Annotated in this window: 19 protein-coding genes; all 19 read left to right on the top strand. The window is 64.9% G+C overall.

Annotated elements, in window-relative coordinates; genetic code table 11:
• A partial coding sequence (gene rpsJ, locus V6M51_RS16220) for a 30S ribosomal protein S10 (RefSeq protein WP_332768820.1) occupies nt 1–150 on the top strand: 150 nt, incomplete at its 5' end.
• A gap of 12 nt (nt 151–162) precedes the next feature.
• Nucleotides 163–918, top strand: coding sequence for a 50S ribosomal protein L3 (gene rplC / locus V6M51_RS16215; protein WP_332768818.1), 756 nt, complete (start codon nt 163–165; stop codon nt 916–918).
• Nucleotides 918–1,556, top strand: coding sequence for a 50S ribosomal protein L4 (gene rplD, locus V6M51_RS16210; RefSeq protein ID WP_332768816.1), 639 nt, complete (start codon nt 918–920; stop codon nt 1,554–1,556). Before rplC ends, rplD begins: the two co-directional genes overlap by 1 nt.
• Complete coding sequence (locus V6M51_RS16205; protein ID WP_254836842.1) at nt 1,556–1,855, top strand: 50S ribosomal protein L23; 300 nt, start codon at nt 1,556–1,558, stop codon at nt 1,853–1,855. The genes rplD and V6M51_RS16205 overlap by 1 nt, the downstream gene beginning before the upstream one ends.
• A gap of 4 nt (nt 1,856–1,859) precedes the next feature.
• The gene (gene rplB, locus V6M51_RS16200; RefSeq protein WP_254836843.1) at nt 1,860–2,696 is read left to right on the top strand and encodes a 50S ribosomal protein L2; all 837 of its coding nucleotides are present in this window, start codon (nt 1,860–1,862) and stop codon (nt 2,694–2,696) included.
• Nucleotides 2,697–2,699: 3 nt separating this feature from the next.
• Nucleotides 2,700–2,978: a 30S ribosomal protein S19 gene (gene rpsS / locus V6M51_RS16195; protein WP_056730050.1), complete on the top strand. Its 279-nt coding sequence runs from the start codon at nt 2,700–2,702 to the stop codon at nt 2,976–2,978.
• Nucleotides 2,979–2,980: 2 nt separating this feature from the next.
• Nucleotides 2,981–3,361, top strand: coding sequence for a 50S ribosomal protein L22 (rplV, locus tag V6M51_RS16190; protein WP_254836844.1), 381 nt, complete (start codon nt 2,981–2,983; stop codon nt 3,359–3,361).
• Nucleotides 3,361–4,119, top strand: coding sequence for a 30S ribosomal protein S3 (rpsC, locus tag V6M51_RS16185; protein ID WP_332768809.1), 759 nt, complete (start codon nt 3,361–3,363; stop codon nt 4,117–4,119). The genes rplV and rpsC overlap by 1 nt, the downstream gene beginning before the upstream one ends.
• A gap of 9 nt (nt 4,120–4,128) precedes the next feature.
• Nucleotides 4,129–4,560, top strand: a complete 432-nt coding sequence (gene rplP, locus V6M51_RS16180; RefSeq protein ID WP_254836846.1) for a 50S ribosomal protein L16 — start codon at nt 4,129–4,131, stop codon at nt 4,558–4,560.
• Complete coding sequence (gene rpmC / locus V6M51_RS16175; RefSeq protein ID WP_254836847.1) at nt 4,560–4,754, top strand: 50S ribosomal protein L29; 195 nt, start codon at nt 4,560–4,562, stop codon at nt 4,752–4,754. Before rplP ends, rpmC begins: the two co-directional genes overlap by 1 nt.
• 13 nt (nt 4,755–4,767) lie before the next feature.
• On the top strand, nt 4,768–5,019 hold the full coding sequence (gene rpsQ, locus V6M51_RS16170) for a 30S ribosomal protein S17 (protein WP_254836848.1): 252 nt from the start codon (nt 4,768–4,770) through the stop codon (nt 5,017–5,019).
• Between the two features lie 15 nt (nt 5,020–5,034).
• On the top strand, nt 5,035–5,403 hold the full coding sequence (gene rplN, locus V6M51_RS16165) for a 50S ribosomal protein L14 (protein ID WP_056018090.1): 369 nt from the start codon (nt 5,035–5,037) through the stop codon (nt 5,401–5,403).
• The gene (rplX, locus tag V6M51_RS16160) at nt 5,403–5,717 is read left to right on the top strand and encodes a 50S ribosomal protein L24 (RefSeq protein WP_254836849.1); all 315 of its coding nucleotides are present in this window, start codon (nt 5,403–5,405) and stop codon (nt 5,715–5,717) included. Before rplN ends, rplX begins: the two co-directional genes overlap by 1 nt.
• Nucleotides 5,710–6,270: a 50S ribosomal protein L5 gene (gene rplE / locus V6M51_RS16155; RefSeq protein ID WP_254836850.1), complete on the top strand. Its 561-nt coding sequence runs from the start codon at nt 5,710–5,712 to the stop codon at nt 6,268–6,270. The genes rplX and rplE overlap by 8 nt, the downstream gene beginning before the upstream one ends.
• A 21-nt stretch (nt 6,271–6,291) precedes the next feature.
• Nucleotides 6,292–6,597 carry a 30S ribosomal protein S14 gene (gene rpsN / locus V6M51_RS16150; RefSeq protein WP_254836851.1) on the top strand — a complete coding sequence of 102 codons (306 nt, stop codon included), beginning with the start codon at nt 6,292–6,294 and terminating at the stop codon, nt 6,595–6,597.
• Between the two features lie 10 nt (nt 6,598–6,607).
• Nucleotides 6,608–7,003 carry a 30S ribosomal protein S8 gene (gene rpsH, locus V6M51_RS16145; RefSeq protein ID WP_254836852.1) on the top strand — a complete coding sequence of 132 codons (396 nt, stop codon included), beginning with the start codon at nt 6,608–6,610 and terminating at the stop codon, nt 7,001–7,003.
• 1 nt (nt 7,004) lies between these two features.
• Nucleotides 7,005–7,538, top strand: a complete 534-nt coding sequence (gene rplF, locus V6M51_RS16140; RefSeq protein ID WP_332768798.1) for a 50S ribosomal protein L6 — start codon at nt 7,005–7,007, stop codon at nt 7,536–7,538.
• Nucleotides 7,539–7,541: 3 nt separating this feature from the next.
• On the top strand, nt 7,542–7,901 hold the full coding sequence (gene rplR / locus V6M51_RS16135; protein WP_305675251.1) for a 50S ribosomal protein L18: 360 nt from the start codon (nt 7,542–7,544) through the stop codon (nt 7,899–7,901).
• A gap of 10 nt (nt 7,902–7,911) precedes the next feature.
• Nucleotides 7,912–8,520: a 30S ribosomal protein S5 gene (gene rpsE / locus V6M51_RS16130; RefSeq protein ID WP_254836855.1), complete on the top strand. Its 609-nt coding sequence runs from the start codon at nt 7,912–7,914 to the stop codon at nt 8,518–8,520.

Genomic DNA, 8,520 nt, shown 5'->3' with positions numbered 1-8,520 from the left:
TCGCCGCACATCGACAAGAAGTCGCGCGAGCAGTTCGAAATCCGCACGCACAAGCGCGTGCTCGATATCGTCGACCCCACCCCGCAGACCGTGGACGCGCTCATGAAGCTCGACCTGTCCGCCGGCGTGGACGTCGAGATCAAGCTGTAAGGGGTCCTGCCGATGCGTACCGGTGTGATCGCCAAGAAACTGGGCATGGCGCGCTTCTTCGATGAAGCGGGAACCCATGTGCCGGTGACCGTGCTCAGCCTCGAGGGCTGCCAAGTCACCGCTCAGCGGACCCAGGACAAGGACGGCTATGTCGCGCTCCAGCTCGGGGCCGGCGCCAAGAAGCCGAAGAACACCTCCAAGGCCATGCGCGGCCACTTCGCCAAGGCTGAAGTCGAGCCGAAGCACGAACTCGCCGAGTTCCGCGTGACCGAGGACAACCTGATCGACGTGGGCGCCGAGCTCACCGCCGACCACTTCCTCGCCGGCCAGAAGGTCGACATCACGGGAACCACGGTCGGCAAGGGCTTCCAGGGCGCCATGAAGCGCTGGAACTTCGGCGGCATGCGGGCCACCCACGGGGTGTCCGTCTCCCACCGGGCCCACGGCTCGACCGGTCAGCGCCAAGATCCGGGCAAGACCTTCAAGGGCAAGAAGATGGCCGGCCACCTCGGCCAGGAAACCGTCACCACCCTGAACGTCACCGTCTGGAAGGTCGACATCGACCGCGGCCTGATCCTGATCAAGGGCGCCGTGCCCGGCACGGAAGGCTCCTACGTCAAGATCCGCGACGCCGTGAAGTCGGCCCGTCCGGCGGACGTCCCGTTCCCGGGCGCGTTCCGCAAGGCCGGTCAAGCCGCGGCGGCTCCGGTCGCCGAGACTCCGGCTGTTGAAGAGGCTCCGGCCGAAGCTGGGGGCGAAGACCAATAATGAAACTCGACGTCATCAAGCTCGACGGCTCCAAAGGCGGTTCGATCGAACTGTCCGACGCCGTCTTCGGCATCGAAGATATCCGTGGGGACATCCTGCAGCGCGTGGTGACCTGGCAACTCGCCAAGCGCCGCGCCGGCACCCACAAGATCCAGGTCCGCAACGAGGTCTCTCGTACGGGCAAGAAGATGTACAAGCAGAAGGGCACCGGCGGCGCCCGTCACGGTTCGCGCCGTGCGGCCCAGTTCGTCGGCGGCGCCAAGGCCCACGGCCCCGTGGTCCGCAGCCACGCCTTCGACCTGACCAAGAAGTTCCGCGCCCTTGGCCTGCGCCATGCGCTCTCCTCCAAGGTCAAGTCGGGCTCGCTGGTCATCGTCGACAGCGTGACCCTCACCGATCCGAAGACCGCCGGCCTGCGCGCCACGCTGTCCAAGATGGGCCTGAAGAACGCGCTGGTCATCGCCGGCGCCGAGGTGGACGCGAACTTCAAGCTCGCCGCCCGCAACATCCCCAACGTGGACGTGCTGCCGAACGCCGGCCTGAACGTCTATGACGTGCTGCGTCGCCACACCCTCGTCCTCACCAAGGACGCGGTCGAGGCGATCAACGCGCGCTATGCCGAGAAGGAAGCCGCGTAATGGCCGACCCTGTCGCCCGCCACTACGACGCCATCCTGTCGCCGGTGATCACGGAAAAGGCCACCCTGCTCTCCGAGCAGAACAAGGTCGTCTTCCGCGTCGCCATCGATGCGTCGAAGGATGAAATCGCCGCCGCTGTCGAAGCGCTGTTCAAGGTCAATGTCACCAAGGTCAACACCCTGGTGGTCAAGGGCAAGACCAAGCGCTTCCGCGGCCGTCCGGGTCGTCGCAACGACGTCAAGAAAGCTGTCGTGACGCTGGCCGAAGGCCAGTCCATCGACATCACCACGGGGCTCTAGTCCGATGGCCTTGAAGCAATTCAATCCGACCTCTCCCGGCCGTCGCGGCCTGGTGCTGGTCGATCGTTCCGAGCTCCACAAGGGCAAGCCGGAAAAGTCGCTCGTCCAGGGCCTCACCAAGTCGGGTGGTCGTGGCGGCGGTGGCCGTATCGCGGTCCGCTTCCGCGGCGGCGGCGCCAAGCGCCTCTACCGCGTGGTCGACTTCAAGCGTCGCAAGTTCGACGTGCCGGCGACCGTCCAGCGTCTCGAGTACGACCCGAACCGCACCGCCTTCATCGCGCTGATCAAGTACGACGACGGTGAGCTGGCCTACATCCTGGCCCCGCAACGCCTGAAGGCCGGCGATGTGGTCATCGCGGCCGAAAAGGCCGACGTGAAGCCGGGCAACGCCATGCCGCTGCGCGGCATGCCGATCGGCACGATCATCCACAATGTCGAGCTGAAGCCCCTCAAGGGCGGGCAGATCGCCCGTTCCGCCGGCGCCTATGCCCAGCTGGTCGGCCGTGACTCCGGCTATGCCCAGATCCGCCTGAACTCGGGCGAGCTGCGCATGGTGCAGGACACCTGCATGGCCACCATCGGCGCCGTGTCGAACCAGGATCATATGAACCAGGTCCTCGGCAAGGCCGGCCGCGTCCGCCACATGGGCTTCCGCCCGCACGTCCGCGGCGTCGTCATGAACCCGGTCGACCACCCGCACGGCGGCGGTGAAGGCCGCACCTCCGGCGGTCGCCACCCGGTGACCCCGTGGGGCAAGCCGACCAAGGGCGCCAAGACCCGTTCTAACAAGGCGACGGATAAGTACATCATCCGTTCGCGCCACGCTCGGAAGGCTCGCTAAGCCATGACCCGTTCCGTCTGGAAAGGTCCGTTCGTCGACGGATACCTGCTCAAGAAGGCCGAAACCGCCCAAGGTTCCGGCCGCAAGGATGTGATCAAGACCTGGTCGCGTCGCTCCACCATCATGCCGCAGTTCGTCGGCCTGACCTTCGGCGTGCACAACGGCCAAAAGCATGTGCCCGTCCTGGTCAGCGAAGACATGGTCGGCATGAAGCTCGGTGAATTCGCCCCCACCCGGTACTTCCCGGGCCACGCGGCCGACAAGAAGGCCAAGAGGAAGTAGCCATGGCTAAGCAAGCAAAAGCGCGCCGGCTCACCGGCGTCGAGGCGATGGCCAAGGTGACGACTCTCCGCACCAGCCCCCGCAAACTGAACCTGGTCGCTCAGTCGATCCGCGGCCTCAAGGTGCAGCGGGCCCTGAACGAACTCGAGTTCAGCCACAAGCGCATCGCGCGCGACGTGCGCAAGGCGCTCTATTCGGCGATCTCCAACGCCGAGAACAACCACAACCTCGACATCGACAACCTCGTCGTGTCCGAGGCCTTCGTGGGCAAGAACCTGGTGATGAAGCGCTTCGCCGCCCGCGCGCGTGGTCGTGCTTCCCGTATCGAAAAGCCGTTCAGCGAGATCACCATCGTGGTCCGCGAATTGGGTGAGGCCGCCTGATGGGTCAAAAAGTCAATCCGGTCGGGCTTCGCCTCGGCATCAATCGCACCTGGGACAGCCGCTGGTTCGCCGACGGCGCGGACTATGGTCGGATGCTCCACGAGGACCTGAAGATTCGGAAGAATCTGAAGAAGCGCCTCTACCAGGCCAGCGTCTCGCGCATCATCATCGAGCGTCCGCACAAGAAGTGCCGGATCACGATCTACGCCGCCCGCCCCGGTGTCATCATCGGCAAGAAGGGCGCGGACATCGAGAAGCTCCGCAAGGACATCGCGGCGATGACTCAGGGCGAAGTGCACCTGAATATCGTCGAGATCCGCAAGCCGGAGACCGACGCCCAGCTGGTGGCCGAGAACATCGCCCAGCAGCTCGAACGCCGGGTGGCCTTCCGCCGCGCCATGAAGCGCGCCATGCAGTCGGCTATGCGCCTGGGCGCCAAGGGCGTCCGGATCAACGTCTCGGGCCGCCTCGGCGGCGCGGAAATCGCCCGGATGGAATGGTATCGCGAAGGCCGCGTGCCGCTTCACACCCTGCGCGCCGACGTCGACTACGGCTTCACCGAAGCCAAGACGACCTACGGCATCATCGGTGTGAAGGTGTGGGTCTTCAAAGGCGAAGTCCTCGACCACGATCCGATGGCGCTGGACAAGCGTCTGGCGACTGAGTCCGGCCCGGCCGGCGAAGGTGGCGGACGTGACCGTTCGGGCGATCGTCCCGACCGTGGTCGCCGTGACCGCCGCGAGCAAGCTGGAGCCTAGGGTAGAGCCATGCTGTCTCCGAAGAAAACCAAGTACCGTAAGCAGTTCAAGGGCAAGATCCATGGAACGGCGAAGGGCGGCTTCTCGCTGAACTTCGGCTCCTATGGTCTCAAGTCCGTCGAACCGGAACGCATCACCGCGCGTCAGATCGAAGCCGCTCGTCGGGCGATCACCCGCCAGATGAAGCGCCAAGGCCGCGTGTGGATCCGGATCTTCCCGGACGTGCCGGTCACCGACAAGCCTGCGGAAGTCCGGATGGGTAAGGGGAAGGGCGCCGTCGAATATTGGGCGGCCCGCGTTCACCCCGGCCGCATCATGTTCGAAATCGACGGCGTGCCGGACGATGTGGCCCGTGAAGCCCTGCGCCTCGGCGCGGCCAAGCTTCCGGTGAAGACCCGCATCGTCACCCGTATCGACGCCGCTGTGGCGGAGGCCGCGTGATGAAGATCGACGATATCCGGGGCATGACGCCCGACCAACTCGGCGAAACCCTGCTGAACCTGAAGAAAGAGCAGTTCAACCTGCGCTTCCAGGCGGCGACGGGCCAGGTCGAGAAGACCCACCGCGTCGACCAGGTCCGCAAGGACATCGCGCGGATCAAGACCGTCCTGCGTTCCAAGCAGACCGCGGCCTAAGGAGACAACGAACATGCCCAAGCGAATTCTCGAAGGCGTCGTCGTCTCCGACAAGGGTGACAAGACGATCGTGGTGAAGGTCGAGCGGACCTTCCTGCATCCGGTGCTGAAGAAGACCGTTCGTCGGTCGAAGAAGTACCACGCCCATGACGAGGCCAACGCCTACAAGGCCGGCGAGGTCGCCCGCATCATCGAATGCGCGCCCAAGTCGAAAACCAAAACCTGGGAAGCCCTGCCCAAGGCCGCTTCTCAAGCCGCGTCGTAAGGAAGGTCTGATTCTATGATCCAGATGCAGACTAACCTCGAAGTCGCCGACAATTCCGGCGCGCGTCGTGTGATGTGCATCAAGGTGCTCGGCGGCGCTGGCCGTCGTTACGCCGGCGTGGGCGACAAGATCGTCGTCTCCGTGAAGGAAGCCATTCCGCGCGGCCGGGTGAAGAAGGGCGACGTCCTTCAAGCCATCGTCGTGCGCACGTCCTCGGCGATCAAGCGCAAGGACGGCTCGGTGATCCGGTTCGACAAGAACGCCGCCGTCATCGTGAACAAGCAATCCGAGCCGATCGGCACGCGGATCTTTGGCCCGGTTCCCCGTGAACTGCGCGCCAAGAACCACATGAAGATCATCTCGCTCGCGCCTGAGGTGCTGTAATGGCCGCGAAGATCAAGAAGGGGGACCGCGTCGTGGTCCTCACCGGCAAGGACAAGGGCCGTCAAGGCAATGTCCTGAAGGTCCTGCCCAAGGACGAGCGCGTCGTCGTGGAAGGCCTGAACCTGGTTCAGCGCCACACCCGCCCGACGCAATCCGATCCCCAGGGCGGCATCAAGAACAAGGAAGCCGCGCTGCACGTCTCGAACGTCGCCATCGTGGATTCCAAGGGCAAGCCGACCCGCGTCGGCTTCCGGGTCGAAGGCGACAAGAAGGTCCGCGTCGCCAAGACGACCGGTGAGGTGATCAATGGCTGAGCAAGCTTATGAGCCGCGGCTGAAGTCCGAATATCGCCAGCGCATCCGCGCGGTGATGAAGGAACAGTTCGGCTATACCAACGAGATGCAGATCCCCAAGCTGGACAAGATCGTCCTGAACATGGGGATCGGCGAGGCGGTGTCCGACTCCAAGAAGGTCAACGCCGCGATCGCCGACCTGGCGAAGATCGCCGGCCAGAAGCCGGTGCCGACCAAGGCCCGTAACTCCATCGCCGGCTTCAAGCTGCGCGAAGGCATGGTGATCGGCGCCAAGGTGACGCTTCGCAAGGACCGCATGTACGAGTTCCTGGACCGTCTGATCACCATCGCGCTGCCGCGGGTGAAGGACTTCCGGGGCCTGAAGCCGACCTCGTTCGACGGTCGTGGCAACTACGCCATGGGTCTGAAGGAGCACATCGTGTTCCCGGAGATCAACTACGACCAGATCGATCAGATGTGGGGCATGGACATCATCGTCACCACGACTGCGAAGACCGACGACGAAGCGCGCGCGCTTCTCAAGGAATTCCAGTTCCCGTTCGTTCAAGCGTAAGCGGCGGGAAGGAAAGAGAAAATGGCCAAGAAAAGCGCCGTCAATCGTAACGAGATGGTCCGCAAGCTGGTGAAGCAATTCGCCGCCAAGCGGGAAGCCCTCAAGGCGATCGCCAACGATGAGTCCCTGCCGCTCGAAGAACGCTTCGAAGCCCGGCTGAAGCTCGCCGAGCTGCCGCGCAACTCGTCCAAGACCCGCATCCGCAATCGATGCGAAGTCACGGGCCGTCCGCGCGCCTATTACCGCAAGCTGCGGATGAGCCGGATCGCCCTGCGCGACCTGGGTTCCATGGGCCAGATTCCTGGCCTCGTTAAGTCGAGCTGGTGAGGAGGGTCCAATGGTGAACGACCCCGTTGGCGATATGATCGCCCGCATCAAGAACGCCGCCACCCGCGGCCGTTCGAAGGTTTCCACGCCGGCTTCGAAGATGCGCGCGCGCGTCCTCGATGTCCTGGCCGAAGAAGGCTACATCCGCGGCTATCACTTGGTCGAGAAGCCGGGCGCTTTCCCGGAATTCGAGATCGAGCTGAAGTACTTCGACGGCCAGCCGGTGATCGTTGAGATCCGCCGCGTGTCGAAGCCGGGCCGCCGGGTCTATTCGTCGATCAAGGACCTGAAGCCGATCAAGAACGGCCTCGGGATCTCGATCCTGTCGACGCCGAAGGGCGTCATGTCGGACACGGCCGCGCGTGACGCGAACGTGGGCGGCGAAGTGCTCTGCCGGGTCTATTGATATGTCGCGGATTGGAAAGAAGGCGGTCGCTGTCCCCTCTGGGGTGACGGTGACCATCGAAGGCCAGACGGTGACGGTGAAGGGGCCCAAGGGCCAACTCGCCTGGACCCTGGCCGAAGAGATTGCGATCAAGCAGGAAGGCGCCGAGCTGCTCCTGACCAAGCACGTCGAGACCACCCGGGCGCAAGCCATGTGGGGCCTCTCGCGCACCCTGATCGCCAACATGGTTCAGGGCGTGACCGACGGCTTCGAGAAGAGCCTCGAACTGGTCGGCGTCGGCTATCGCGCGGCGATGAAGGGCAATGCGCTCTCCATGCAGCTGGGCTTCAGCCACGAAGTCGATGTTCCGCCGCCGGCGGGGATCACTTTCGCGGTGCCGAAGCAGACCGAGATCAAGATCTCGGGCATCGACAAGCAGGTCGTGGGCGAGATCGCCTCGCAGATCCGTCGTCTGCGTCCGCCGGAGCCCTACAAGGGCAAGGGCGTCCGCTACGCCGGCGAGCAGGTTCGCCGCAAAGAAGGCAAGAAGAAGTAGGCCATGGCTCTTAAACCCCGTGACACCGCCAAGCGGCGCGCCGAGCGCAACCGCATCCGTCTGCGGTCCGTGGCGAACGGCCGGCCGCGTCTGTCGGTCTTCCGCTCGTCCAAGAACATCTACGCCCAGGTCATCGATGATGAGCGCGGCGTGACCCTGGCGGCCGCCTCCACCCTCGAAGAGGGTGAGAAGACCGCCAAGGGTTCGGACAAGGACGCCGCCGCCCGCGTCGGCGCCCTGGTGGCCCAACGCGCCATCGAAAAGGGCGTCAAGGACGTCGTCTTCGATCGTGGCGGCTACATCTATCACGGCCGGGTGAAAGCCCTCGCCGACGCCGCGCGCGAAGCCGGCTTGAACTTCTAGGGGTACCCAGATGGCTCGTGGTAACGAACAACGCGGCGAAGGCGGTCAACGCCGGGACCGCAACCGGGGCGCTCCGCAAGACGAGCGCGCCGACAGCGACATCGTCGAAAAGCTGGTGCACATCAACCGCGTCGCCGCCACCGTGAAGGGTGGCCGCCGCTTCTCGTTCGCCGCCTTGATGGTGGTGGGCGACCAGAAGGGCCGCGTGGGCTTCGGTCACGGCAAGGCGCGTGAAGTGCCGGAAGCCATCCGCAAGGCGACCGAGGAAGCCAAGAAGACCATGATCCGCGTGCCGCTCCGCGAGAGCCGCACCCTGCACCACGACGGCAACGGCCGTTGGGGCGCCGGCAAGGTCATGGTTCGCGCCGCGCCTCCCGGCACCGGCGTCATCGCCGGCGGCCCGATGCGCGCGGTCCTCGAGACCCTGGGCATCCAGGACGTCGTGGGCAAGTCGGTCGGCTCGTCCAATCCCTACAACATGGTGCGCGCGACCTTCGAGGCGCTGAAGGCTCAGTCTTCGCCCCGCCAGGTCGCCGCCAAGCGCGGCAAGAAGGTCGCTGACGTCCTCGGCCGCCGCGCCGACGGCGCGTCGGCTGTCGCCGCCGCCGACGGAGAATAA

Source organism: Phenylobacterium sp. (assembly GCF_036677185.1).
Classification (GTDB): Bacteria; Pseudomonadota; Alphaproteobacteria; order Caulobacterales; family Caulobacteraceae; genus Phenylobacterium.
This window is presented reverse-complemented; position numbering and strand designations above follow the sequence as displayed.